This is a genomic window from Paenibacillus sp. JNU01, from assembly GCF_059130585.1.
Genome location: NZ_CP169723.1, coordinates 5,389,221 through 5,416,115, shown reverse-complemented (window position 1 = coordinate 5,416,115; position 26,895 = coordinate 5,389,221). Strand labels below are relative to the sequence as shown.

Below are 26,895 nucleotides of genomic sequence, written 5' to 3'. Positions count from 1 at the left end.
CGGCATCGCTCTACCTATCTACTATTTCTGTGATTTCTTTTCTTGTTCAACTGCTTTATCGAGCAGCTTCTGCATTTTCGGCTGTTGCTGCTTCACATAGTCTGCGGCTGTAATCTTGCCATCCAATACCGGCTGGATGTCCGTGAAGAACAGGTCATACCACTCCGCATTGTATGTGTAATTGCCTGGCAGAGCCCGACCGTAATCCTCAACGATATCAATGAATTCCTGTTTATTGGCTGGTTTCGTGGATGTATCTTTGGCCCACTCGTCTGCCATATCAAGCAAGTTTGGAATCTGTACCTTGGCATCCACCAGTTGCTGCATGCCTTCCTTCGAAGCCGTAAGGTAGTTCACCAATGCAGCGGCTTCTTCCGGATGTTTCGTTTTCGCGGATACCCCAATTCCGAGAGATCCAATCCACGTTGCCGATTTTCCAGTAGATCCCGCAGGGAATGGCAGCAAATCATAATCGAAAGGCAGTTTCTCAAATGTACTCATATCCCATGGTCCAACAGGGAAGAAAGCCATCTCACCTTTCATCCAGCGTTGGTACGTATCCAATGTTTGCGCTTCCTCAATGGAAGGTGTGATTTTGTATTTGTTTTGCATATCCGCGAAGAATTGCAGTGCTTCCGCGAATTTCGGATCATCAATCGTTACTTTTGTTTTAGTCTCATCCAACCAATCGCCGCCATTGCTCCATACAAAGGATTGCAGTGCCCACTGTACGTTGAAGCCAGTACCATACACATCGGGTTTTCCGTCCCCATTAGTATCCTTGGTCGCTTGCTGGTTTACTTTAATGAACTCTTCCCATGTATATGGTTTATCCTTGTCAGGGAAGGGAATGCCTTCTTTTTCAAACAAAGTTTTGTTGTATCCCAGTGCAAATGGCCCCAGATCCTTCGGCATACCGTAGATGTCGCCTTGTCCTGACATTTGGCCATCATAACGGTACAAGTCCACACCGTATTTCCAGATATTATCGAGATCAACATCCGGGTTATTTTCAACATACGGTGTAAGATTCATCAGTACATTACTGTTCACATACGCTTTCACATCGCCCGGATTGATGTAGAATACATCAGGCAAGCTGTTGCCTGTAATTGCCGCTCTCAACTTGGTTGCATATTGATCCGCAGCCGTTACAATGATTTTGACTTTCACACCCGGATGATCTTCTTCGAATTTCTTGACCACCGCCTGGTATGCTTTCTGCTCGTCCGTACCGCCGCGGAACATAAACGTTAACTCCTTGTCCCCATTTGAAGCGCTACTTCCTCCTCCGCAGCCCGCAAGTACCAGTGCACTTACTAGCATTAGAAGCATAAATGTGACCCAATTCTTTTTCTTTACCATCTGAACCCCTCCTGATCTGGACTTGTAACCGTATTCAATTGGATGAAATAAGATTTCTGTTGTTAAATTTATCAAATCCAGATCACTTTAGTCAACACTTTTATAAAACATTTTATATTTATATAAAATAAATCAATACATAGGCCAGCCACTGGCATCCCAAAGCAAGTCATTAATCAGCAATTTCGGATTGCCATTATCCTCTGCATCATAGGCATGTCTTGCGATGACATTACCGTTGTACACGTCCTGACCACCTGGACCTTTCCATTTCACATTGCCTGTATCCAATATCGTACCGCCACCATTCAACATATTGACTCCGTTTTTGTCCACATAAGGGCCTGTTATGCTGGTCGAACGTCCATAGACCATTTTGTAGGTACTGTTCACTCCTTGGCAGCAAGAATCGATGGAGGCAAACAGGTAATAATAGCCGCCACGGTATACAACACTTGGTCCTTCAATAGCACCTCCGTTATTCGGGCGCGCAGCAATGGATGTTATGCTGCCTGTCGGTTTCATCGTATTTTTGTCCAGCTTGACAATCTTCAAACCGCTCCAGAAAGAACCGAAGGCCAGCCATGGATTGCCTGAAGCATCAATGACCAGATTCGGATCAATCGCATTATAATTATTGGCGGTCGTTGTCTGAAGCACCATCCCTTCGTCCTTCCATTGCCCTGCACCGATACTGTTCGCGGACGCGAGACCAATCGCAGACCGATTAGAACCAAAGGTGGAGATTGAATAATAGAGCCACACTTTTCCGTTATACTGCTCTACGTCCGGTGCCCATACATCCAATCCACTCTGCCCCGGAACCGCAGAAGCCCACCAGGATGGCTTACTCAGGAAGATTTGCGGAACCCGATACCAGGACGATCCATTATCCGATTTCAATACCTGAATGCCCGGCCCCGTTGAGAAGGTGTACCAGGAACTGCCCTCTTTGATAATCGATGGATCATGAACAGCGATATCTCCGGTCAGATTCCAAAATGCTGCAAAAGCCCGTGATTGACCTGCAAGCAGCAACACTAAGACAAGCAATGCGGGTAATGCCCAACGTTTCCTTTTGAACTTTTGCACCGTCTTCAACTTATCCAAACCTAACTCCACCTTTCAAATGGTTAATTTGGTTCATGATGTATTGAATCAATTTAGGTATAATAGGATTATAAAAGCGGTTACATTACATTTCAATGGTATATTTCAAATATACATGAACTGATTAACACTTATTTTAACCGTAATAGTGAACAAAAAGTGGATTACATTTTCATATTTGCGCTATACAGAAGGGTTTTGGCTTCTATTTCTCTGCCCTTCCCTTCCATGAGGGAATGATTTATAATTATCTGAAATAAAACATATAAATGTGCAAATGTCTGCATTGAAAAGAGACTTTGTTCAGAACGGGGAAAGGAATCCACCTATGATTTATATTAAAGATCTGATGTCGGGTGTGAATATCTTCAAAGCGCTCAGTTCAGAAATCCGGATTCAGATCATCGAGCTACTGGCCAAGAACCAAAGTCTTAATCTCAATGATCTCGCAACCAAACTGGGGCTGAGCAATGGCGCTATCACAATGCATATCAAAAAGCTTGAGGAGAGCGGATTGATCGAGATCAATACCGCCGTGGGCAAACATGGCATTCAGAAGATATGTTATCTCAATGAGGAAAAATTGATGGTTGATCTGCGTTCACAGGAAATAAATAATCGATACGAGGTTGAAATTCAGGTAGGCCACTACAGCGATTATCAAGCTGCACCTACATGCGGCCTTGCTACCCGGGACAGCATTGTTGGAGAGTTCGATGATCCGCGTTACTTTGCTGATCCACTGCGGATTGATGCGGAGATGATCTGGCTGGCTGAAGGTTACTTGGAGTATCGTATCCCCAACTACCTCAAGCCCAATCAGTTGTTTAGCGAAATTCAGCTATCCATGGAGCTGGGGTCGGAGGCACCTGGTTTTTGCGACAATTACCCTTCGGATATCTATTTCTACATCAACGGTATTGAGATTGGCTGCTGGACGAGTCCAGGCGATTTCGGCAATACACGCGGTACCTTTAACCCGGAATGGTGGCCTCCCCACTTGAATCAGTACGGCATGCTGAAGCTGATCCGGATTACGCAAGAGGGCAGCTATATCGACGGATGCCGCATCTCGGACGTAACGCTGGACCAGATTGGGTTGGATTACAAGAGCGATATTCACTTCCGCATTGCGGTTACGGACGGACCTTTGAACAAACGGGGCTTAACGATCTTTGGTAAAAACTTTGGTAACTACGGACAGAATCTGCTCGCTCGGGTTCTCTATAACGTGCAGGAAGAGTAGAGCCCACTCTACTCTAAACGTTGGAATAATAGCTCAACCAAACTGGAATAAACCCACTGGATGATATGACTTTTACGAACCCTTTGTATTCATCCATTGTGTTCATCATGTCGTGATATAATATAGGCCTGTAATGACAAAATGGAATAACGGGCGGGGATATTTCTTGAAATTGGAGCGATTAATCTCAATCATATACAAACTGCTGAACCACGAAGTGTTGTCTGCTTCCACCTTGGCAGAAGAGTTTCAGGTGTCCCCGAGAACGATCTATCGGGATATTGATGTAATCTGTGCAGCCGGCTTCCCCGTCATTTCCCATCAGGGACTCAAGGGCGGCTACGGCATGATGGACGGATATAAAATGGATAAAAGCTTGCTTGGTTCATATGATGTCGATTCTCTGATTACGGTTCTTAGCAGTCTCTCCACGGTCTTTGAGGATGCACGTGCACAGGGCACAATTGAACGTCTGCAAACGATTGGACCGGAGCATCAGACCTCAAGTCTATCTGTGGATCTGGAGACTCGCCGAACGGAGCCTGATGCCCTTCCTCATCTGCGTACAGGGATTACGAAGCATCAGGTTGTGCGTTTTGACTACATCAATACGAAAAATGAACATACCCCTCGCCATCTGGAGCCGGTAAGACTCCAGTTCAAATACCGTAATTGGTATGTATATGGATTTTGCCAGACACGGCAGGATTATCGCGAGTTCCGACTGTCCCGGATGATGAATGTGGCCCTGACATCAGAACACTTTCAACCACATCTCGAACTTCCTCAGGCTGAGGTTGTGTCCGATCCATCATGGCAAGATCAGGTAAGTGATGTGGTATTTCGGGTGAACCCGGAAGCGCTAGCGGAAGCCATGGATCATTTTCAACAGGCAGATAAGCAATTTCACGAGGATGGCAGTATGACGATGCGTATTAGGGTTCATCAACCGTTACAAGCCAAGTGGTTATGGTCGTTTCTGCTTAGTTTGGGAAGTGGCGCTGAGGTGCTTGAACCGATTGAATTACGAGGTATTCTGAAAGAACAGCTTCGAGACGCACTTAAACTCTATGAAGAAGTATGACACGCTGTTGTCATACTTCTTTTTTTATAATCATTTTAGTAAGTAACCACATTCCTCGCCAAATTAAAGGAGACGATCATTCATGAATCATCCGGAACAAATGTATAACTACAACGCATGGGCTAATCAAACCATCCTGAACAGAATTAAAGAACTCCCCTCTTCTGTACTAAGTCAGGAAGTGAACAGTTCATTTCCAACCATCGCCCATGCTCTCAGCCATATCTATGTAGTGGATAAGATGTGGTATCTGGTGTTAACGGGCACCGGTATGCCCGAGGCACTCCAGGCATGCATGCCTCTCAATGGTGAAATTCATGGTTCAATAGATGAGTACATGCAAATGTTTGCCGATCTGTCGGCACAATATAGCGAATGGCTCCAAGGCCAAACCAATCTGGAACACACCGTACTGCTTGATAATCCATTTGCCGGCGTCCGCGAGACCAGCTTATCCGAAATGGTATTTCATCTGGTCAATCACGGGACCTACCACCGAGGCAATGTATCTACGATGCTGCGTCAATTGGGCCACGCCTCCATCATGAACGATTATTCTCTCTTCTGGTATCAAGAACCGGCTCAAGTCTAGACAATGAGCTGATGGAAAATGTACATTGTATCCCCGTGACATCGAGGGAAGAATTGAGAAGTTGGTTGCAGGAGCATGGAAAAGTCCAGAAATCTTGCTGGGTCATGGTTAGCTTGAAACCAACTCCGGATACCCTGCTGTATTTGGATGTGGTTGAGGAGGCGTTGTGCTTTGGCTGGATCGATGGAGTCAAAAAGAAAATATCCGATACTCAATTAGCACAGAGATTGTCGCCTAGAAGCAAACGCAGCTCATGGACTGAATTGAACAAGGAACGTGTCCGCCGTCTTGAAAAGTTAGGCCTCATGCATGACGAGGGTAGACAGGTACTACCTGTTATGGACCCAAATGCTTTCATTATGGATGATGTGATCGAACAAAGGTTGAAAGAGAATCCGCAGGTTTATGCGAATTTCGCGGCATTCCCTGCCCTGTATCAGAAGGTCAGGATTGACACGATTCAAAGTGTTAAAAATCAACCCGCCTTATTCCAGAGCAGATTGGATAAATTCATAACCAACACGAAGGAAAATAAAATGTACGGTCAATGGCATGACAATGGACGGCTATTGGACTATTAAGATGCCTTGAAAATACGAAAGCAGGACCTCCTCGTAGGATGGTCCTGCTTGTTTTTTTGCATTTATACGTTGGCGAATCTCGGCCCAGACTCTCTGTTCACCTCTCCCCGCTCACACATCATATTCATTCGGGTGTTAATGATTCTGCCTGTATGTTTTGGGAGACTTACCAAAGGTCTTCTTGAACTGGCGGGTGAAATAATTACTGTCGTTAAATCCACATTCATACGAAATTTCCGTAATGGACATATTCCCGTTTTTCAACAAATGGCATGCCTTCTCCAGACGCAACTTCTGCAGATAAGAGATCGGGGTCATCTGATAATAGGATCGGAAAATCCGATTCAGATGCCTTATGGAGATATTCGACTTCCCCGCAATATCCTCCAACGACAGCGGCTCAAGATAATGATCTTCAATAAATGAAATGGCATTGGCCAGATGCATGAGATTATTACCTTCGATCCCTTTCTCCTGCGTATCATATTGTCTCGACAAATAAACAACCATCTCCGTAAGACGTGAGATCAACATGGTCTGATACCCTTGCTGTTTACTCTGATACTCCTCAATCATGAACGATATCAGTGATTCCACATACTCCAGACTGGAAATGGATAACGAAAGTTTACTCGGAAATGAATGAATATTACGATAAAACGGTTCCAAAACAAATAGCGCCTGGAAGCCGTTTGATTTTCTCAGATCGGGCCCGGCCGAAGCCAGCATCTCGGGACTGAACATAATATTACAGATCCTAAAATCATAAGGGTCTTTATAAGCGTGATGGGTGTCGCCATTAATTACAAATACGTTCCCCTTTTTGATAAAAAACTCCTCGGTGTTCACCACATGGGTTGCATGACCACTCAGAACAATGACAAGTTCCGTAAAATCCACATGATTATGAAGCTCCATGTCTTGGTCGTGTCCACCATACTGAATGAAAAATGGAAACTGCTGATCCGAAGTAAACCATCTCAAATATGCATTACTCAAAAGCATTCCCCTCCGCAAGCCATGTTGGGTTGAATGTCTATATCATGCTATTCGAGGACCGAAAAATCAAGGTTGGAAATGATTGAAGACGATATAATTCCCCTTGTAGCAAGGATACAGCTCAAACGCTAAGGTCCATATTACACTTTCGACATGAATAGGAGCATAACATGATGAAATATACCAATCCGGTCATTCCGGGGTTTTATCCGGATCCAAGTATCTGCCGTGTAGATGAAGACTATTATCTGGTAACCAGCACCTTTGAATATTTCCCTGGCGTGCCCATCTTCCATAGCAAAGACCTTGTGAACTGGCGACAGATCGGCCATGTCCTCACAACAACGGAGCAGCTCCCTTTAGCAAACGCAGGCAGCTCTGGCGGCATTTTTGCCCCAACACTGCGGTACCATGATGGCTGGTTCTATATGACAACAACCAATGTCAGCGGCGGCGGAAATTTTTATGTACGTAGTACCCAACCCGAAGGACCATGGTCTGCTCCGATTTTTGTTGATCAGGGGGGCATCGATCCCTCATTTCTCTTCGATGAAGATGGACGAGTGTATTTTCAAACTGCTTGCAACGGTGATGAAGGCGAGGGCATCTATCAGTGCGAAATAGACCTTAAGACCGGAACGAGACTGTCAGATAGCCGACTAATCTGGACCGGAACCGGAGGAGCAGCCCCCGAAGCTCCCCACATGTATAAAATAAACGGCCTCTACTATCTGATGATCGCTGAAGGCGGAACCGAGTATGGCCATATGGAGACCATTGCTCGAAGCACAGAGCCATACGGACCATATGATCCATGTCCTCATAATCCGATTCTCTCCAATCGGAGCATGAAATCCAGCATCCACGCAACCGGTCATGCAGACCTTGTCCAGATCCAGGATGGAAGCTGGTGGGCTGTATTTCTTGGCATTCGTCCAGCGGGTTACCCCATGCGGCACCATCTGGGACGCGAAACGTTCCTGGCACCCGTCACTTGGACGGATAACGGTTGGCCGATGATCGGTGTTGACGGACATATCGAGCAGGAGATGACGGGGCCTTTGCTAACTGAGCACCTTTGGTCGGATGAGCCTATCCGGGATGATTTTGACGAAGCATCATTAGGCTTGAACTGGATTTTCTTGCGTAACCCGGCTCCGGGTAGTTGGACTCTCACAGAAAATCCAGGACGGCTCATCTTGCGTGGTCATTCGATTTCACTTGATGAGGGTAGAAATCCAGCCTTTATTGGGCGTCGATTGAGCCATTTCTTATGTAATATGTCGACCGAGCTATATTATGAGCCGCGTGTGAACGGCGAGGAAGCCGGATTAACTGTATTTATGAATCATAAATACCATTATGATTTGGCTGTAACTCGGATTGACGGTCAGAAGAAAATCGTATTGCGGCGAACTGTCGGCTCTATGCGAACCGAACAGGTGCTTGATTGTGACAAAGGGCCAGTTGTATTACAAATCAAGTCTGACCGTAATCACTTTACGTTTCTCTATCAGCAGGGTTCATCCGATGCCATTGAAGTGGGTTTAGGAGAAACACATCTGTTATCTACCGAAGTGGCGAGTGGTTTCACAGGTGTGATGATAGCCATGTACGCCTATGCTCCATCAGAGGAGTGTACACCTGCAAGTTTCGATTGGTTTGACTATGAACCGCTGGATGAATAATCGTTTTAACTCCTATATTCAGTAATAGAAAATATAATATATGATCAGCTAAAGTTATCCCCTTAAAGTAGATACTCTTACCAAAGCCTTATGTGGTAGCATAAGGAAATGAGTAAACTTTGAGGGGATTTTGCTATCTGTATATTTTTTTCGAGGATTGCTCTGAAATATATAAAAGAACCATTGCTTTATTAGAGAAGTTCTCCTAGTATTTTTAGAAGGAACACCCCAGCAGCTCCCATTTTGGCAATACCTTCACTGCCCATATGAGAGCGCTATCGCTGCAGCACGAAAGAAAACGGGAGGTTGCAGATATGAAATGGAATCACTTCAAGTCCAAGCTTCTGCTTAAGTACACACTATCCTATATCTCCATCTTCCTTATCCCTCTTGTTATCCTAACCATCATTATTTATCACAATGCTGTGGACACACTCCGTTCAGAGATTGAACAGACCAATGTTAATCAGCTCACTCAAGCCAAAACGGTCATTGATGATCGCATGAAGGAATTACAGGACATCGCGTTTCGCATCGCCTATGATGAGCAGTTAACGCGCTATTGGACCCACCATCCGTACTATAGCCGGGAATCCATTAACGCATTAGTCAAATACAAAGCCACCAGTTCCATTATTGATGAGTTATTCCTGTTCTTCCGCGGAGATGATAACATCTACTCTTCTCAAGGCTCGGAGAATCTGGATGTATTCACGGCCCGCTACAAATTTAATACCTGGAACCAAACGGACATGATCCGGGATTTGAATAACGTCCCGTTCCCCACGATACGACCAGCCGAGCAGGTCGTCCAAGGAACCCGAATCCCCAATTCCATGCTGGCCTACCTTGTACCGATTGCACCTAACAATACACCCGCCCATGGAACCGTCATGTACCTGATTCACGAGTCCAATCTAACAGGCTTAATTGATTCCATCCTGAGTGATTATCACGGGATGACTTATATTTTCGATAATTACGGGCAAGTACTGGCAGCCAATTACAAAGGAGAAATCATATCCGAACAGGAAGTCAGCGCTCTGTTTTCCCTTGAACCCGGTACGCACAGCATCTCCTTAAATCAAGAACCCCATTCGGTTGTATCCGTTAAATCGGATGCGGGTTGGACCTATGTCACCGCTATGCCAAGCAACCAGTTTTTCAGCCGAATTGTCCATATTCGCACCTTTATTATCCTTGTATTCTCGTTTGTGGTGACGATGGGCACGATCCTTGCCATCATGTTGGCCCGAAGACAATACCATCCCATTTCAGACTTAATGGAGTTCATTCGGTTGAAAAATGATCCTGATACTTCTGCAACCACCAACGAGCTGGAATGGATCAAGAAAACACTGCATGATTATAGTCAGCGCGTAGATCTTCAAGAGCCCTATGCGCGCAATCATATTTTGCTCATGTTGCTGAAGCACGGTCACACCGGAGATTTCCCTGCTGAATTTACGGATAAGCTTGGCATACACTTCAACCGATCCCATTATTTTGTCATGACCATGGGCTGGGAGATGCATGCTTTACGTATTGGGGATGCCCCCGAGCAGCCTACGGTCATGCAGCTGATGAACGATGTGGAGCTGCCGGAGTTGTCTGCATATGCTTACGGTGTGGAGCTGCCACAGGCAGACCAATTGGCCCTTATCGTGGGATTCGATGCCGAAATTGGGCATGAAGGTAGTCCCAATGCCCGTATGGAGCCTATTGTTGAAAAACTGCAATGGATGGTGGTAGAACACACCGGGGTCGCGCCCGCAATCGGGATAGGCAATCGATACACTTATCCGAAACAACTGAATCAGTCCTACATCGAGGCGTCGACCGCTCTGGAAGCATCGATGCTGCACGGACAGGGAAGCAGTACATACTTTAACAACCTTTCCGGTTCCGCTGTGCAGGATTCTTCCTTCTGGGTCCCTAAGGATGTGTTATTGAAGCTGGTCCAGAGCTTAAAACAGGGCAGCTATGATGTGGCGGTTCAGATGGTTTCGACCGCGTTGAACAATTTGAAAACTGAAATGCCATCTGTACCGCTACTGCGTTGCATCTGCTTTGATATCCTAAATACCATGCTCAAAACCGCCTCGGAGCTTGGAATCCATCATGTGGTTGATCAACTTCCAAGGATCACGTCCTATGACTCATTGGAGGATCTGGAGAAGAAGCTGACAGGCCTTGCCGCTGAAATCTGCGCTCATGTCGAGGCGAAGAGTGAGACGGAAGAAAGCTCCCTGATGGATGAAATCGTTGCTTATATTGATGCCAATTACTCGGATTATGACCTCAGTCTGGGTACGATCTCATCAAAATTTACAATCTCTTCATCCTATTTCAGTCGTTCTTTCAAAGAAAAGATCGGCATGAATTTCACCCAATATATCTGGCAAAAACGGGTGGATGAGGTCATTCGGCTACTGCTGCATACAACCGATCCGTTAAAGGATATCATCACCCGCGTCGGTTATCTGGACACACCAAACTTCATCCGCAAATTCAAGAAAGAAACAGGTTATACCCCAGGGCAATACCGTAAAATGCACCGTCCCAACGGCTCTGCCGATTCCCCGGATGATGATGACGAGGAGTGTATTGGATAAATGGAGATATCACCTCTGTGACGCAGTGCGTGATTCATTAGACCAAAATAATGCACACAAGGGGCCGTTCCATAAGTCATGCTCTTGACTTATGGAACGGCCCCTTCGTATGTTTTTAGTCCATATACATAATCTGATCCGCCTGCTCCGACTTACTTATCCTATTTTCCAGCCGGAAAATAATGAAGTCCTTGATGCAGTGCACCAAGCAAACGGTGGGTATGATCACAGCCGTACTCCCAGAACATGATGCCGGCCAGACCTTGATCCTTTACGTAATCACATTTGCATTGGATCGATTCTTCATCATCATACGATATGAGACTGGACCCATTGAACAGAAACGGTGCACAGGCTTCCTCATCCCAATAACGGGTATAACCATTCTTGTTGATGTACTTCGCTTCCAGTTCGGCAAAGGATGGGCCGTAGCCGCCTGTGCTGCCAGCCATTTGATGAAGCCCGTGGTTTCGATCAGGAACCTCCGTCCAGATCCGGGAATAAAATGCGGAGCCGATCACAATCTTCTCTCTCGGAACGCCGGCGCGGATGAACAGATTTACGGAAGCATCCGTACTAATTCGAAACAGATCTCCTGTTGACGTGTACAGATTCGTATGGTGTCCGGTCAGAACCTGAAAACCGCCGCGCATATCATAGGTCATCAACTGCACGTAGTCCAGATACTGCTGCACCTCGGCCATCTCTGTACCATCAACGTAGTATTGATCAGCCCCTGCCGCAATGGTGAGCAGATAATGACGACCATCCACTGCGCCCTTGGTATCCATCGCCTCCCGAATCGTCTTGAGAAGCAAGGTGAAATTCCGTTTATCATCAGGGCTGGATGCAATACCGGCTTCACCGTAACAAGGATATTCCCAATCCAGATCGATCCCGTCAAAAGGATATTCCTCCAGCACCCTAACCGCCGATGCAGCCATGCTCTCCCTTCCAGACTGGGTTGAGGCGGCTTCGGAAAAACCGCCCGCACTCCATCCACCTACAGACAACAGCACCGTAAGATTCGGATGATTTCGCTTCATGTTCGCGATCACATGGCCATTTTTTAAATGCTCGATAGTGATCGTATCATTCTTAACATGTCCGAAGGCTACGTTCAGATGTGTTAACTTCAACAGATCCTCATGTGTCATGTCAGGAAGATCAGAATCCACGGCATAACCTGCAACAATATATTTCGTCACCCGCTTCACTCCAATCCATTCGATGATTGTGTTATCGCAGCAGCTATCTGCAAGGCTTCCTTCCCAGTACCGATCTTGTACCCGGAAGCCGAGTAACGAATCTGAAGCTGGTTATCCAGCACAAACAGATGTGGGTAGCCTGCTTCGTGAGCTGCAGGTTTCGAAATGAAACCGGACAAGGAAGCATAATTGGAATCCCGTACAAAAACTGTGCATATTGGCAGCTTAGGATAACCAACAGGGTCAAAGGAAGCGTTCCATTCCGTGTCTCCAATTATGAGCACGATGGGGATGCCCAACTTATCCAGCGGCTCTGCCAGCTCGCACAGTTCACGAATCAGATGTTTCGTTGGTTCACGCTCAGGTTCAATCCAGGCAGCTATGGCGCCCTCCGATCCCAGAAGTTCTTCCAACTCCACCTCTGAACCATTCAGATGGGTCAGTATACTTCCTGGTGCAAGTTTACCCAGTACAGGAATATCAACCTCAATCTCGCGATAAGTTAACACAACCTCAGTTGTATCTCCGGCATTCACGGTAAAGTACACGAAGCGTACGTTTACCGTTCCATCTTTTAGACGAATGCCTGTCGTTAAGCGATAAGCGCCCGGTTCAACCTCATATGGCTCGCTATAGACATCCGTACTGCCATAAGGATATATCAGTGTCTTATAGATACCATCTTCCAGACGGGCAAACGAGAAGTTCTCAAAATAAGATGCTGCAGGGGTATCCTGCGTAGATTTTGGATCTCTACAAAGTTGGAGCTTTCCCCAGGTTGTACTTCCCTGAGTTGGAGGTAAGGTGAGACTAAACACCACATCCTCCCATCCTCTATCGCATAGATACTGTGGTTTCTGAGCGCTCGGATGTAATCGGGCCGGAATACCCAAACTGCGACATACCGCCACAAACAGTATATCCAGCGACTGAGCGTCTCCCTTCATTAGACTAAACGTTCCAATCGGATTCCCTTTGCCTTTTAGATTAGGAAGATCGTCATAGTATTCATATTGCTGTTCCAGCATTCGGACAAGTGTCGAGGGATTCTCCCTGAACGCTGCTGTCTCATCTGCCGAAAATGCATTCTGGAATACACTTCGATAAGGGACCAGCATCTCATAGGAGATCCGCGGACAGAGGATGTATCTCACAAACGTATCTTCCGCCCATGATCCTTGCTGCGAGAGCGCACCAATCAGATGATCGTGCAGCGTCTGGCGAGAGGTATCAATTAAATCTTTTTCATTCATCGACTCCAGCAGACGAAGCGGCCACTCACCGTATACATTGGAGCATTCCTCTATGAAAGCTGCAATTTCACGACTGTTGCCTCGTGCCTTCTGGAGAATATCCCACACCCGCACCTGGGGTAGTCCAACCGAATGAGCCAGTGAGACGGCCTCCTCTTGCCTCAAGAAAGTATCCTCATACTCGCTTCGGGTCTGTGCTCCTTCCTCCAGACGACGATTATGAATCTGAATCTGCTCTTCCGATAACGCAACCGTGTTCTCTCCATCCCCTTCTGGAGGAGGAACCATATCAAAGTCCACGCTCCCTGCCGGCTGCTCTGACGAATCCAGCACAAGCTCTACATGGTCGTTCCCCTGAGCCTTGAATAGGATCTCCCTCCACTTACCCTCACTGACCGCACGAATTAACAGGTCGCCATAGCCTGTCTTTAAGGCCACTTCCCCTTGTGCGTCCGTCCTCACTTCGGCAATCGGATAGAATTCCGCCGCATTATACAGCTCAAAGCGGACGCTGGCATCGGGTACGGGTTCTCCCTGCTCATTGTTCACTTTCACATGAATGGTGCGTGTCGGTGCATAATTCTCAAGCAGATTAATTTCCGTAAATCCCTTTTCGGAGAGCGTTATATCCTCCGGTCCGGGATAGTTGGCATATATTCTCGTATTAATGAGCATGGCCCTGCGGGCTGGCGGACTGAACCATCCTTGATTCAGACGGGCTTCCGGCTCGCATGCCCCAATGTAATACCATTGACCATCTGCCCAAGCTTCTACCCAAGCATGATTACTGTCACAGTGAGCCCAGCGAGGTGTATAGACCTGACGGGCAGGAATGCCGATGCTGCGAAGAGCGGCCACCGCCAGCGTGGATTCTTCGCCGCATCGACCACGAGCATTTCGGATCATTGTCAGCGGTGATATCGTACGCAAATCACTGCCAATATAAGTCGCTTTCTCATGACACCAGTAATTGGTCTCCAGAATCGCATCTGCCATGGATAACTTCGCTGTCCGCTCAGCTAATTCGTCATAGATAAAACCGCGAAAATCTTCAATATTCTCCGTATTTATCCGATATGGCAGCACAAAATGAAGGAACAGATGATCCGGAACGCGATCTCCCCAAGGCACACGTATGCGGGTGTCCAAAGCCCGGCGCACATGACTCAAGAACAAGTCCCCGTTATAATCAGCCATGTCGTTTACTGGCATATAGGCATAGACATATTTCAACGCCCATGTCTCTTCTTCCGTTAGCTCCTGCTGAAAAATATCAAACAACTCCGATTTGCGGGCCTCTGCAAACTGCACCTTCTCTTGGAACTTCTCCTCGATCCTCGCCAAAGACTGTGCATCAAGGGAAAATATCAAGGTTTGACTGGTCATTATGTTCTCACTCCTTCCACAGCTTTCCGTCTTCCCGAATACAGATTAAGGCCGTGCCGTCCGAAGAAGGCGCAGTAATCTGAAACAGGCTGCGCGTCGTTTCGATTACAGGCTCACAACTCCACGAATCCTCACTCATAAGCAACTTCATATCTTGGGTAAATTCGCCATGGGTTTCATAATAATTGCGTTCACGGTAATAGAGCTTGCGAAGCTCCCATTTGATTCGTTCGTCTTCCGGCAACGCAAACGACTCATCCGTTCCGTCATTCGAGAATACAACATACCCCCATAACTCCGGGTAGTGCATGTTAATAATGCCCATAGGTGACCACACCCAGTTGTCCTCCGGATAAGGTCTGCCTGTCTCCGGATTCAGCACCTTACGGTACTCACCGCCCTGTACCTCGGTCTGCCACTCCACACGTGAAAAGTTGACACGCCAGAACTCACCTGGTGCAGGTGGACGGTTTCCTTCGGCACATTCCTTTAGACTGGTCCAGGGAATCGCGACTTCCACACTCCATTTCCGGTTATCCGCCCCAGGATTGTTCAGTTCTCCATCGATATATACGGCCGTCTTGAGACCGCTGATATCCCAACCGTTAACCGGTGGCCCACCATCCCGATAAGGCTTCACCAATAACAGATCCCATACCGTATTGAGCGCATTGATCTCGAACTCATAATATTGATGGGAATCCCCGTCAGGATCGATAAAAATCTCGAAGTCATTATCATAGAAAATAACGGAATCACGCTCAGTCAAGGTAGCCCATATCTGATCTTCCATCAGCTCGGCAGCAAAGTAGAAATAGTCGTCATCCCACAGCATCTTTACCCGAGTCTGTTTCTCTGGCTTCGGACGAAGATCACCTTCGATATCAACGAAATCATCCGTCCAAGGGGCCGCCTCCCAAAATGCCTTATCCACACGGCCGTCTAACACCAACGGTTCTTGCGCACGCTTGCATATATAATGTTTGGGAGCATACTCAATCCTGGGCTCTGGCACTCCACTTCTGTTCATGTCACTCTCTCCAATTCGTAAGGGAGGGCATGCATCTATCGGCACACGCCCTCCCCGTAATGGTTAGTTATGGGTGACAACGGCTCCAGCGCCGCCGTACATTTCCAGCTCCTCATCGAATTCAAGCTTAAGAACGGTCACCTGTTCATGTGTGTCCTCCGGGGTCATTTTAATCCACGTTGTTCCCGGGATATTGAACCATGGCACGCCTCCATGAATCTCATGATGAAGCTCTTTGCCCGAATGCAGCACGGTAATCTTTTGGATCGGATTGCAGAGACCTTTGATGCACACATTCTCTTTTGGATCATCATACACAAACAGATACAACGTCTTTCGATCCCCGGATACCGTGCTGCCCCCCAGATAATAGCGGGACATAATGCCTTCACCCGTTCCGAAGACAGCCTCCTCATGGGTTCGGATCCAAGCTCCCAGCCCAAGCAGAATATATTCCTGCCTCTGATCGATGGTGCCATCTTCACGCGGACCTATATCCAGCAACATATTACCGCCCATGGATATACAATCACAGAACATCCGAATGATCTGATTCAGGGATTTATATTTATGATCAGTTGGTACATATCCCCAGGATGTGTTGATCGTGGTGCAGAATTCCCAAGGTCCCTCCGGTCTTGTAATCGGAATGCCCTGCTCAGGCGTTTTGTAATCCCCATACCCTTGAAGGCGGGAGTTGATGATGATATCCGGGTTGAAGGAGTGCAGGTAATGCTTGAACTCCGGCAGATTCCACTGCTGTGCACTCCGTTCCCAATCCCCATCAAACCATAGCAGATCCACCCTTCCGTAATTCGTTAATATCTCCCCTAGTTGATGGTTATTGAATTGCAGGAACTTCTGCCACTTTTCCTGATCCTGAACGCCGTCCACCGGACTTGAATACGGGTTGACATCGCTGAGATCGTCCGGCACCTTTTCCCCTTCATACACGCTAGGATAATCCGGGTGTGACCAATCAATGAGCGAGTAATACATCCCCAGATGAATCCCTTTCTCACGGATCGCTTCCGCATACTCCCTCACGATGTCCCTATTCGCCGGTGTCTGTTTGACGACGTTCAGGTCACTATATTGCGTATCCCATAATGCAACGCCATCATGATGCTTCGTTGTCAGTACCGCATACCGGGCTCCAGACTTCTCAATCAGGTCCGCCCACTTCTCTGCGTTGAATGCCGAAGCCGTAAACCCATTCAGTTGCTTCATATATTCATCGTAGGACATCCTGCCGTTATAGAAGGACCAAGACTCCGCAACCCCGTCTACCGCATAGATGCCGTAGTGGATGAATATCCCCAGCTTGGCTTCTTCAAACCATTTTTGCATATCTGTTCACACCTCCCCCGAGCATTGTGATATACGAAAAATATGAAAATCACTGAAGCTTGCGGTTATCTTTCTTCCTCCCTGGGAAATATGTTGGATCGACAGACTTTTTTTATTGCCCGGAATTCCAGCGGTCGTATGCTCCCTGATACAGTTCGATGATACGGTCACTGCCCATTTTCTTCATCTGTGCAATGTACTTATCCCAGTTCTCAAGGGGTTCCTGACCCGTCACAAACTTTGCTTCCATCTGCTTGACGTACGTATCCAGGTCAGACAATAGAGCGGTTGCTTCGCTTTGCTCTTCATTTGTCAGATAAACGTTAGGAAATGGTGCTTTACCAATAGGTACCAACTTCTCTTGATTCTGCTGGTCAATCCACTCATCAAATTCGGTGCGAAGACCCTTCGCTACTTCGGGATCATTAATGCCCGGTGTCAAGATACCGAAGTTCGGCGTGATCTTACCCCGATATTCTTCACGATCTCCACCCCCAGGAACGGGGAGCCACTCTTTTACGTGATTTTCCTTGTCTTTGAATTGCCATAACACACCTTCCGGACCTTGATTGAACAGAGTCGCACCTTCATAGCTGTACAAGTAATCAATCCATCTCATCGTCGCCTCAGGTGACGGGTTGCTGCTCGTAATCGCAAAGGTACCGCGAGCCGACATACCTGGGTGCTTGCCGTATACCGGAGAGTCTGCCACTTCGCTCTTCACGGGTGTCATCAGCGGATGATCCGTGCTTGGCTCACCACCGAGCGTGAAGTATGGATGGTAATCGTTGAACAGTGCAAGTTTGTTGCTTACACCTTTTGCTTTTTTCTGATCGCCTGTTTGAGAGAAGGTCTCATGATCCAGCAAATCTTCTTTCCACAAGCGATTCATGAATGTCAGATACCCTTTATAGCCTTCTTCTTGATAAGGGTAGTGAACTTTTCCGTCCTTATCGGAATAGATACCTTCGTTGTACATCCCCCAGAAGCCGAAGAAAAACATGCGAAGATCATCCAGTTTTACAGAAGTTAGCGGAATCTCATCTTGCTGGCCATTGCCATTAGGGTCTTCTTCTTTGACACGCTTGAGATACGTATACAATTCTTCCGTGGTCTTAGGCTCTTCTACGTTAAGTGCCTTTAGGAACTCCCCGTTGTACCACATTGGGCCTCTATACCACACAGCGGCTTTATCAATGAATGGGAGTGCATACATATGCCCATCAGGTGTTGTAAATGATTTGCGGACATCCGGGTTCTCATCGAGAATCTTTTTGATATTCGGGGCGTAACCTTCGTCAATGTATTTCTCCAACGGGATCAGGATGCCTTGGCTGCCATATGTCACCTGCTCGGCTGGCTTGAGGTCCGCAGCATAGAACATATCCGGCAAGTCCCCACTGGCAAATACCAGATTTTTTTTCGTTTCAAAGCTGTCGATCGGTGATAGCTGGTATTCCAGCTTGATGCCCGACAATTTCTCCATCTCTTGCAGCACAGGCATTGTGCTCCAGTCGGCTACACCCGCATCCTGGGACATGACCTTCAGCGTTAGTGTTTTGTCTACAATGGGGAAACCTTCTTTTTTGACCCCCTCAATTGTGGAGGTCGCACTTCCTTCTTCATTGGTTGAACCACAGGCTGCAAGCAATGTTGCGAATAAGGTGAGACAGAGTGTAATGGATGAAGCCTTGCGAAGCTTTTTCATGACAACAACTCCCCTTGTTTAATGTGGTATATGGATTAAGATCAGCCCTTAACGGAACCGATCATAACACCCTGGACAAAGTAACGCTGAAGGAATGGATACACTGCAATGACAGGAAGGGTCGCAACAATAATGACAGCATATTTAACCAGTGCAGCAATCTCCGCTTTGGTATTCATCGCCGTTGCTGAAGAGGTATCAATGGCTCCTCCCCCTTGAGCTGCCATTTCCTGAAGCACGAGAATCTGCCGTAGAAAGAGCTGCAACGGATACTTGGAAGAATCATTCAGATAGATCATGGCGCTGAAATAGCTGTTCCAGTGTCCGACTCCATAAAAGAGTGCCATCACTGCAATGATTGGCATGGAGAGCGGAAGCACAATCTTGATGAACAACCGGGTGTTGGTACACCCATCAATATGCGCCGCTTCCTGCAACTCCTTGGGAATCGTCGATTGGAAGAACGTACGACATACGATAATATTCCAGATGGATGCAGCTCCAGGCAGAATAAGTGCCCACATGCTGTTCACCATACCAAGATCCTTGACTAGCAGGTAACTTGGGACAAGCCCTCCGCCGAAGAACATCGTTATCATAAACATCGCCATGAAGAATCCGCGCCCCACAAAATCCGAGCGGCTGAGCGCATAGGCTGCTGGTAACGTGACAATCAGGTTGACGATGGTACCTACGACAGTGTAGATGATTGTATTTTTGTATCCGATCCAGATGTTGGTGTTCTCAAACACTCGGGCATAGCCCTCAAATGTAATTCCTTTCGGAAGTAACCACATCTCCCCGGAGCTTACGTATTTGGGATCACTAATTGAGGCACTGATAATGTATAGTAGCGGATACAACACAATCACGAGTGCTACCGTTAGATAGATGTAATTGCACACTAAGAACACCTTATCGCTTCTGCTTTCTTTCACTGCGGATGACATGTGTATTCCCTCCTTTTACCACAGGCTGTTTTCACTGGTACGACGTGCGATCTGATTCACGGTAATGAGCAGAATCGCATTAACTACGGAGTTGAACAATCCCACCGCCGTGGAGAAACTGTACTGTGCATCCACCAGACCCGATCGATAGACGAAGGTTGAGATGACATCGGACGAGCCCATGTTCAGCGGATTTTGCAACAGCAGGATTTTCTCAAATCCGACGCCCAAAATACTACCCATATTTAGAATTAACAAGATGGTGATCGTAGGGATGATGGCTGGTATGTTAATATGTAAAATCCGTTTAAACCGGCTCGCACCATCCACCACAGCCGCTTCATGCAGTTGCGGGTCTACGCCAGATAGGGCGGCGAGGTATATGATCGTGCCCCAGCCTGCGCTTTGCCAGACTCCGGACAGTACGTACACTGTTTTAAACCACGCAGGGTCCGTCAGGAATTGAGGTGCCTGAAATCCAAGGGCTTCCACCAAATTGACAATCATGCCTGATGAGGGAGACAAAAAGGTAATGATCATGCCCGACATCACAACGACCGAAATAAAATGCGGTGCATACGTGACGGTCTGCACAGTACGCTTGAAGAAGGAATCCTTCACTTCATTGAACGCTAACGCCAGAATGATTGGCAGTGGAAAACCTATAGCCAACTCATATAAGCTGATGCTAAGTGTATTCCATAGCAAATCCCAGAAATAATAAGAATTGAAGAAACGGATGAAATGATCGAATCCGACCCATGGGCTTCCCGTGACACCAAGCGTTGGAATAAAATTTTTGAATGCAATTTGTATGCCGTACATCGGACCATAATGGAATATCAGAAAGTATAGAAAGGCTGGCGCGATAAACAGATACAACTCCCAGTTTCGAATCATCCTTCTCCCTAATTTATTTTTCTTACTGCTCGGATTGGTGTATACCGATAGGTTTTGCGACAAGGTGGACTTCCCATCTGGTTGCATCAGTTGTTTCCTCCTTTTTTGGTAACGCTTACATACCGAGTTTATGGTTCATTTCCCCATCCGTAAATATGCCATTTCAATCTTTCCATATAAAATCACCGAATATACTGTTACAACAGGGGTTTACACTTATGTTGCCAGCTTGTCATTGTCATTTTGGGGAAGTAAAACATGTAGAATTTGACCGGTTTCCCTCCTTAAGTGTCATTTAGGATTCCGTCACATGAACCTGGAAAGATGTCAGATCTTAAATGAGGTTAGAAAACAGGCATTAAAGTCAAAACCCACATATACGATCAGACACCGTGTTCATGTTTACAAGCATTATGCTGAATGTGGAGGTTTACAGATGTTACCGATGCGAATTATGTAATATTACCTATCATACATCTATCGCATTTTACAAACCCGTCATTGCTTGCTTTTATTCTATATTTCTCCTGTCTCTTTCGTATATATGTTGTTTTTATCTTTGCGTGCAGGATACAAAAACGCTTATAAACATTGAGTTTTCGAAGTTATATGTGTAGATTTTGCACAAGGTTTGCACGCTTAGACCCATAGATATTTGGGAAAATACTATTTAAAAATCACCGATTTCATAACATGAATTGGCCTTATAACCCAAGCAGTTATCCATTCAATTGATTTAAATGTAATATTATTTTTCTTTAAATGTAATATAAGTGAACATATAAGAACTTTTTTACGTTTTCAGTCAAATAAAAAAACCACTCTCCATATACGTATGGAGAGTGGTTTCCAGGATACAATTCGTTTATCCAGGATAGTTTATAGGGTTTGCAGTGAATTTACTTGCCTGAAGGTTGAGCTTCTGCCGTATATCCTGTTGGGATATCCGTTTCTGCAGTCACATTCGTGATAACCATCGGATACATCATGTCCGGGTCAGGTTGAATAATGGAATAGAGCACGATCGCGCGTCCATTCTTCTCCAGTTTCACATCATCAATCTTCAATCCATAACCTGGGTGTGGCATTTCAGCACTGAGTTTAACTTTGGTTGTTTTGTCATCAACCTTCGTTGTAGTCACTTCAGGTACGATCGCTTGTTGGCCTTCACCTGGATTGGTTGGAGCCGGCTCTGCTGAGCCGCCATTGCCGTGTTTATCCACGAATTCGAGTGCATTGAAGATCATGCTTGCAGCCTCCATACGGGTAAGCGACTGATCTGGACGGAAATTACCGTCCTTATCCAGTTCAATGATGTTCATGTTCAGCAAGTTCTGGACCGCAGATATGGCGTCCTTACCGATTTTATTTTCGTCCTTAACAAGATTATACTTCATGATGACCGGATAATTCCCGGTTGTGTTAATACCTTCATGAAGCAAAATAACAAATTGCTCGCGTGTCATTTTGCCCTGCGGGTTTACTTCTACCGGAATAGACAATCCATTTTGGGTAGCGGCCTGTACAGCATCCGCATACCATGTGTCCGGACTAATTTTATTCTGAGCGGCAGACGCCGCGTATGCATTTTTCAGACCAAATGCATTCACAATCAGTTGAACACCCTGTGGCTCGGACAATGCAAGATCTGGACGGAACAGATCCGCTGTTACTCCGTTAATAACACCTTTTGTTTTCAATGAATCCACAATCGACTTCTGACCCTCATCTTTCACATCTGAGAAAGCAAATACGGATGCACCTCCTGCTGTCAAAGAAACGCAGAGTGCAAGCGTTGCAGCCAATCCTTTTTTATGTTTCATTTCCTGGCACCTCCATATGATTAGTAAAGCCTATTTTTTACCTCTTCATTCCTACAGACGGGGTACCTCTAGAAAATGTTTCAGTAATTTCGACATCTGGTGAATACAACACGGGAACACTGCATAGAACTTTTCTCCGCAGTCACTAATCCGATCCACCTGCCTGCTGCTAACTGACTTCGTTGACATCCCATCGGATTAGCGCAAAAATAAGAATAGAGAAATCCATCGGATGACGGATAAACAGCGAACCGGATCGCATACAGTAAGAGGGCACGACGCGCTAATAACAGGTGTCGGCCCTTTTCTTGACTCCACCCGCTGAACTGACTTCACCTATAACAAAAGGAGAACAATGCTTATGTCCAAGAAAGGATTACTTCGCGGTTATGTCGTATCGAACTGGCCTATCTATCTGTTTGCTGTTCTTCTGATTATTGCCTCCAATGTCGGGCAAGCATCCCTGCCCCGCATACTCGGCAGTTTCACGGATCAATTGATGCAGAACACACTCCAGATGCAGACAATCGTAAGGTACAGCCTGTCCCTTCTAGCTATTGCCATCGGCTATAATCTACTGTTCGGTACCGGACAGTTCATGATTATGAAGCTTGGTCGACGCTTCGAATTCATGACGCGTGAGCGTATATTCAGTAAGTTTTCCGAACTTAGCGAACATTATTTCTCCAAACAAGGGAACGGAAAACTGCTCAGTTATGTCATGAACGATGTTACTTCCGTACGTGAAGCAATATCCAATGGCGTGACACTCATGACCAATGCCACCTTCCTGCTGTTGTCCTGCATTGTGATGATGCTGCTTAGCGGGATTCCGTTGACACTCATTCTAATCAGCGTTGTACCTTTGCTGGCGATTCCATTTTTGGTCGTATTTTTCGGTCCGCGGATTCGCAAGCGCTCTCGTGAAGTACAGGAAGCCCTTGCAACCATGACGGAATCTGCAGAAGAACAGCTGGGCGGCATTCGCGTAACCAAGACGTTTGCCATCGAAGACAGTGCTCGTGCACGTTTTGGAACTACCGTCGATGCAATTAAGAGCAAACAGCTTCGTCTTGTTCGTCTGTCTTCCTTGTTTCAAGCCTTGCTCCCGCTGCTGGGAGCCATCTCATTGGTTGTTTCTCTGCTTGTCGGAGGTATGATGACCATGCAGAATTCCATTACACTCGGGAGTTTTGTCGCCCTAACCTTATATCTGCGCATTATTATGGGACCGCTTCAACAGATCGGTAATGTCATTAATACCGTTCAGCGCTCAGGCGCATCCCTGGAGCGGGTGAATGACCTGCTCAGCGAAGTAGCGGATGTGCGTGAACTTCCCGAAGCCACAGCGCTCCATACCGTACAAGATATCACCATGGAGAATCTAACCTTCTCCTATCCTGGCAGTTCATCCCCTGCTCTCAAACATATTCAACTCCATATTCGTGCCGGGCGAACGGTGGGTATTGTAGGCAAGACCGGCTCAGGTAAAAGCACCCTCGTTAAGCTGTTGCTGCGTACATATGAACCACCTGAAGGAACGATTCGCATCAATGGTACCGATATTCGGCAGCTATCGCTGGAAAGTCTGAGATCGCGCATCGCCTATGTCCCTCAGGATGGCTTCCTGTTTAGCACCACCATCCGGGATAACATCGCATTCAGCGACCGGGAAGTATCGCTGGATACAGTGGAACATAGTGCACGGCAAGCCATGATCTATGACAATATTGTCCGTTTTCCGGATCGCTTCGATACACGTCTTGGCGAACGTGGACTTACCCTGTCTGGTGGACAACGTCAGCGAACCAGCCTTGCAAGAGGATTGATCAAGCAAGCACAGTTACTTATTCTGGATGACAGCATGAGCGCGGTTGATGCCGTTACAGAGAGCGGTATTCTGCGCAGTTTGCGCGAGATCGGCAAGGGCAAGACCACATTGATCATCTCTCATCGCATCAGCGCGGTCCGTCACGCAGACGATATCATCGTTCTGGATGAAGGGCGCGTCGCTGAGCAGGGAACACATGCGCAGTTGATGGCTGCCAAGGGGTTATATGCGGCCACCTACCGTTTGCAGGAGGAGGGATTACATCATGTCTAACGCTGAACTTCGACCAGATGCAGAAGACGATCAGAGTAAACGAACTTCGTTCAAAGCGATGATGGCATACGCCAAACCGCATAAATGGGCATTTGCCGGCATCTTCTTCTGCTCACTGCTGGGCATATCGGCAGATCTACTGCAACCCTATCTGGTGAAGATCGCCATCGATGATCATCTGGCCATCGGCCAGACCAGTGTGGGCTTTCTCGTTCAGCTCGCAGCCATCTTTCTCGGGCTGGCAGTTATTAGTTTTATTTTTACCTATGTGCAGAATAATCTGTTGCAGCATGTGGGACAGAACATTGTATCCCGGATTCGAAAGGACCTGTTCAAACATATCTCCAAGATGTCCATGTCTTTCTTTGACCGTTTTCATATCGGCAGTCTAGTCACGAACGTATCCAGTGATACGGAGACTATCAGCAGCTTTTTCACCCAAGTCCTGCTCAGTCTGATTCGGGATGGTATGATGCTGGTGCTCATTATCGTCTTTATGTTCCAACTTGATCCTGTGCTCGCGGGTTACTCCCTGATCGTCCTGCCTGTCATTGCAGTGGTTGCGGTATTATTCCGTAGTCGACTGCGGAAGGCTTATCAGAATGCCCGTACGCGTCTTTCCCGTTTAATCGCATTTACAGCGGAGAACCTGTCCGGCATGTTCCTGATTCAGGCTTTTCACCAGGAAGAAGAACAGAAGAAACGTTTCTCGGAACAAAATGCGCTCCATCTGAAAGCCAACATTGCTCAAGCCCGCTCCAATGTCATATTCAACCGGGCCTTTGATATCCTTGGCAATGCGGCACTGGTCATGATGGTCTGGCTTGGAGGTCGCGCCGTTCTGGGTGAGTCCCTGCAAGTCGGGGTATTATATGCGTTTATCAGTTATATTCGGCAGTTCTTCCAACCAATCAACCAGATTACGATGCAGTGGAATACATTCCAGTCCACCACCGTATCCATGGATCGCATCTGGAACATTCTGAATACGCGGCCTGAAGTTGCCGATCCTGAGCCTAAGCAGGCCTCTTCGCTGGAACCTCGGAACGTGATGGGCCAGATTGATTTTAATGATGTGTCGTTTGGTTATCAGGCAGATCGGCCCCTGATCCAGCATATGAACCTGCACCTCTATCCAGGTGAAATGGTAGGGATCGTGGGCACAACAGGCGCTGGCAAAAGCACCCTGATCTCCCTGCTCAATCGCTTTTATGATGTAGACAAGGGCAGTATCGAAATTGATGGTACCGATATTCGGCAGTTGCCGCAGGCCAAACTTCATCGGATCGTGGGTCTGATTCAACAAGAACCATTCCTCTTCTCCGGTTCCATCATTGATAATGTGAGAATGTTTCGTGAGGATATTACGCGAGAGCAAGCAATTGAAGCCTGCCGTTTTGTCGGAGCACATGCCATGATTTCACGTTTGTCACAAGGATATGATACACATCTGTCCGAACGCGGAAGCGGGCTTTCCGCCGGGGAGCGGCAGTTGATATCGTTTGCCCGGATCGTTGTGTTCCAGCCCCGAGTGCTCATCCTGGATGAGGCAACGGCCAATCTGGATTCACACACGGAACAGCTCGTGCAGCAGGCTCTGGAATCGGTATCCCAAGGACGCACCACCATTGTCATTGCCCATCGTCTGTCCACAGTGATGCATGCGGACCGAATTCTGGTGATGGAGAATGGCGAGATTGTGGAGGAAGGCTCGCATCAAGAGCTGATTGAGGCTCAAGGCGTGTATGCCGATCTGTACACACATGCGCGTGATGCAGGTAAAAATTCAGCGATATCAGGGTAATGGACCTGAATTAAGTTCGTGTTAAACTATAGATCAGGCTAATGAATTCATCTGAGTCTGTCATCTGTGTTATAGCCAATAACGTTGAACATGCCGCTC

Annotated in this window: 19 protein-coding genes; 8 read left to right on the top strand and 11 right to left on the bottom strand. The window is 46.9% G+C overall.

Annotation, left to right across the window (positions count from 1 at the left end; translation table 11 throughout):
• Nucleotides 1-21 precede the first annotated feature (21 nt).
• Both NLBNIHML_RS23460 and abnA read right to left on the bottom strand, forming a co-directional pair.
• Entirely contained in the window at nt 22-1,365 is a 1,344-nt protein-coding gene (locus NLBNIHML_RS23460; RefSeq protein ID WP_342572101.1) for an ABC transporter substrate-binding protein, read from the bottom strand.
• 132 nt (nt 1,366-1,497) lie between these two features.
• Entirely contained in the window at nt 1,498-2,466 is a 969-nt protein-coding gene (abnA, locus tag NLBNIHML_RS23455; RefSeq protein WP_445252810.1) for an arabinan endo-1,5-alpha-L-arabinosidase AbnA, read from the bottom strand.
• Between the two features lie 337 nt (nt 2,467-2,803).
• Here abnA and NLBNIHML_RS23450 point away from each other — a divergent pair, with 337 nt between their 5' ends.
• The 4 genes from NLBNIHML_RS23450 (at nt 2,804) to NLBNIHML_RS23435 (ending at nt 5,978) form a co-directional block, all read left to right on the top strand.
• Entirely contained in the window at nt 2,804-3,721 is a 918-nt protein-coding gene (locus tag NLBNIHML_RS23450; RefSeq protein WP_339240179.1) for an ArsR/SmtB family transcription factor, read from the top strand.
• Between the two features lie 166 nt (nt 3,722-3,887).
• Entirely contained in the window at nt 3,888-4,805 is a 918-nt protein-coding gene (locus tag NLBNIHML_RS23445; RefSeq protein ID WP_494352895.1) for a helix-turn-helix transcriptional regulator, read from the top strand.
• A gap of 82 nt (nt 4,806-4,887) precedes the next feature.
• Nucleotides 4,888-5,397 carry a DinB family protein gene (locus tag NLBNIHML_RS23440; protein ID WP_494352894.1) on the top strand — a complete coding sequence of 170 codons (510 nt, stop codon included), beginning with the start codon at nt 4,888-4,890 and terminating at the stop codon, nt 5,395-5,397.
• Nucleotides 5,398-5,408: 11 nt separating this feature from the next.
• A complete protein-coding gene (locus NLBNIHML_RS23435; protein WP_494352893.1) occupies nt 5,409-5,978 on the top strand; it encodes a YdeI/OmpD-associated family protein in 570 nt (189 codons plus the stop codon).
• 135 nt (nt 5,979-6,113) lie between these two features.
• Here NLBNIHML_RS23435 and NLBNIHML_RS23430 read toward each other — a convergent pair whose 3' ends face one another.
• Complete coding sequence (locus tag NLBNIHML_RS23430) at nt 6,114-6,983, bottom strand: helix-turn-helix domain-containing protein (protein ID WP_445252936.1); 870 nt, start codon at nt 6,981-6,983, stop codon at nt 6,114-6,116.
• A 167-nt stretch (nt 6,984-7,150) separates the two neighbouring features.
• Between NLBNIHML_RS23430 and NLBNIHML_RS23425 the strand changes: the two genes are divergently transcribed.
• A complete protein-coding gene (locus tag NLBNIHML_RS23425; RefSeq protein WP_494354750.1) occupies nt 7,151-8,665 on the top strand; it encodes a glycoside hydrolase family 43 protein in 1,515 nt (504 codons plus the stop codon).
• A 314-nt stretch (nt 8,666-8,979) separates the two neighbouring features.
• Nucleotides 8,980-11,280, top strand: a complete 2,301-nt coding sequence (locus NLBNIHML_RS23420) for a helix-turn-helix domain-containing protein (protein ID WP_494352892.1) — start codon at nt 8,980-8,982, stop codon at nt 11,278-11,280.
• A gap of 161 nt (nt 11,281-11,441) precedes the next feature.
• On the opposite strand, the gene NLBNIHML_RS23415 is transcribed toward NLBNIHML_RS23420, so the two are convergent.
• The 8 genes from NLBNIHML_RS23415 to NLBNIHML_RS23380 all read right to left on the bottom strand — a co-directional run bounded on the left by NLBNIHML_RS23415 (nt 11,442) and on the right by NLBNIHML_RS23380 (nt 22,888).
• Nucleotides 11,442-12,488, bottom strand: coding sequence for a glycoside hydrolase family 18 protein (locus NLBNIHML_RS23415; RefSeq protein ID WP_494352891.1), 1,047 nt, complete (start codon nt 12,486-12,488; stop codon nt 11,442-11,444).
• Nucleotides 12,489-12,493: 5 nt separating this feature from the next.
• Entirely contained in the window at nt 12,494-15,127 is a 2,634-nt protein-coding gene (locus tag NLBNIHML_RS23410; RefSeq protein ID WP_494352890.1) for a transglutaminase domain-containing protein, read from the bottom strand.
• A 7-nt stretch (nt 15,128-15,134) separates the two neighbouring features.
• On the bottom strand, nt 15,135-16,157 hold the full coding sequence (locus tag NLBNIHML_RS23405; RefSeq protein ID WP_494352889.1) for a carbohydrate-binding family 9-like protein: 1,023 nt from the start codon (nt 16,155-16,157) through the stop codon (nt 15,135-15,137).
• A 63-nt stretch (nt 16,158-16,220) separates the two neighbouring features.
• The gene (locus tag NLBNIHML_RS23400; protein WP_494352888.1) at nt 16,221-17,507 is read right to left on the bottom strand and encodes an alpha-L-fucosidase; all 1,287 of its coding nucleotides are present in this window, start codon (nt 17,505-17,507) and stop codon (nt 16,221-16,223) included.
• A 112-nt stretch (nt 17,508-17,619) separates the two neighbouring features.
• A complete protein-coding gene (locus NLBNIHML_RS23395; RefSeq protein ID WP_339240164.1) occupies nt 17,620-19,215 on the bottom strand; it encodes an extracellular solute-binding protein in 1,596 nt (531 codons plus the stop codon).
• A gap of 41 nt (nt 19,216-19,256) precedes the next feature.
• A complete protein-coding gene (locus NLBNIHML_RS23390) occupies nt 19,257-20,165 on the bottom strand; it encodes a carbohydrate ABC transporter permease (protein ID WP_494352887.1) in 909 nt (302 codons plus the stop codon).
• Between the two features lie 15 nt (nt 20,166-20,180).
• Entirely contained in the window at nt 20,181-21,152 is a 972-nt protein-coding gene (locus NLBNIHML_RS23385; RefSeq protein WP_339240163.1) for an ABC transporter permease, read from the bottom strand.
• 812 nt (nt 21,153-21,964) lie between these two features.
• Nucleotides 21,965-22,888, bottom strand: coding sequence for an S-layer homology domain-containing protein (locus NLBNIHML_RS23380; RefSeq protein ID WP_494352886.1), 924 nt, complete (start codon nt 22,886-22,888; stop codon nt 21,965-21,967).
• Nucleotides 22,889-23,249: 361 nt separating this feature from the next.
• On the opposite strand from NLBNIHML_RS23380, the gene NLBNIHML_RS23375 reads away from it, so the two are divergent.
• Entirely contained in the window at nt 23,250-24,992 is a 1,743-nt protein-coding gene (locus NLBNIHML_RS23375; protein WP_339240161.1) for an ABC transporter ATP-binding protein, read from the top strand.
• Nucleotides 24,985-26,796, top strand: coding sequence for an ABC transporter ATP-binding protein (locus tag NLBNIHML_RS23370; RefSeq protein WP_494352885.1), 1,812 nt, complete (start codon nt 24,985-24,987; stop codon nt 26,794-26,796). Before NLBNIHML_RS23375 ends, NLBNIHML_RS23370 begins: the two co-directional genes overlap by 8 nt.
• Nucleotides 26,797-26,895 lie beyond the last annotated feature (99 nt).

Excerpts from the sequence above, each read along its gene's own strand:
- NLBNIHML_RS23460 (WP_342572101.1), bottom strand. The coding sequence starts at position 1,365 with ATGGTAAAGAAAAAGAATTGGGTCACATTTATGCTTCTAATGCTAGTA.
- NLBNIHML_RS23450 (WP_339240179.1), top strand. The coding sequence starts at position 2,804 with ATGATTTATATTAAAGATCTGATGTCGGGTGTGAATATCTTCAAAGCG.
- NLBNIHML_RS23440 (WP_494352894.1), top strand. The coding sequence starts at position 4,888 with ATGAATCATCCGGAACAAATGTATAACTACAACGCATGGGCTAATCAA.
- NLBNIHML_RS23435 (WP_494352893.1), top strand. The coding sequence starts at position 5,409 with ATGGAAAATGTACATTGTATCCCCGTGACATCGAGGGAAGAATTGAGA.
- NLBNIHML_RS23430 (WP_445252936.1), bottom strand. The coding sequence starts at position 6,983 with ATGCTTTTGAGTAATGCATATTTGAGATGGTTTACTTCGGATCAGCAG.
- NLBNIHML_RS23425 (WP_494354750.1), top strand. The coding sequence starts at position 7,151 with ATGAAATATACCAATCCGGTCATTCCGGGGTTTTATCCGGATCCAAGT.
- NLBNIHML_RS23420 (WP_494352892.1), top strand. The coding sequence starts at position 8,980 with ATGAAATGGAATCACTTCAAGTCCAAGCTTCTGCTTAAGTACACACTA.
- NLBNIHML_RS23410 (WP_494352890.1), bottom strand. The coding sequence starts at position 15,127 with ATGACCAGTCAAACCTTGATATTTTCCCTTGATGCACAGTCTTTGGCG.
- NLBNIHML_RS23405 (WP_494352889.1), bottom strand. The coding sequence starts at position 16,157 with ATGAACAGAAGTGGAGTGCCAGAGCCCAGGATTGAGTATGCTCCCAAA.
- NLBNIHML_RS23400 (WP_494352888.1), bottom strand. The coding sequence starts at position 17,507 with ATGCAAAAATGGTTTGAAGAAGCCAAGCTGGGGATATTCATCCACTAC.
- NLBNIHML_RS23395 (WP_339240164.1), bottom strand. The coding sequence starts at position 19,215 with ATGAAAAAGCTTCGCAAGGCTTCATCCATTACACTCTGTCTCACCTTA.
- NLBNIHML_RS23390 (WP_494352887.1), bottom strand. The coding sequence starts at position 20,165 with ATGTCATCCGCAGTGAAAGAAAGCAGAAGCGATAAGGTGTTCTTAGTG.
- NLBNIHML_RS23385 (WP_339240163.1), bottom strand. The coding sequence starts at position 21,152 with ATGCAACCAGATGGGAAGTCCACCTTGTCGCAAAACCTATCGGTATAC.
- NLBNIHML_RS23380 (WP_494352886.1), bottom strand. The coding sequence starts at position 22,888 with ATGAAACATAAAAAAGGATTGGCTGCAACGCTTGCACTCTGCGTTTCT.
- NLBNIHML_RS23375 (WP_339240161.1), top strand. The coding sequence starts at position 23,250 with ATGTCCAAGAAAGGATTACTTCGCGGTTATGTCGTATCGAACTGGCCT.
- NLBNIHML_RS23370 (WP_494352885.1), top strand. The coding sequence starts at position 24,985 with ATGTCTAACGCTGAACTTCGACCAGATGCAGAAGACGATCAGAGTAAA.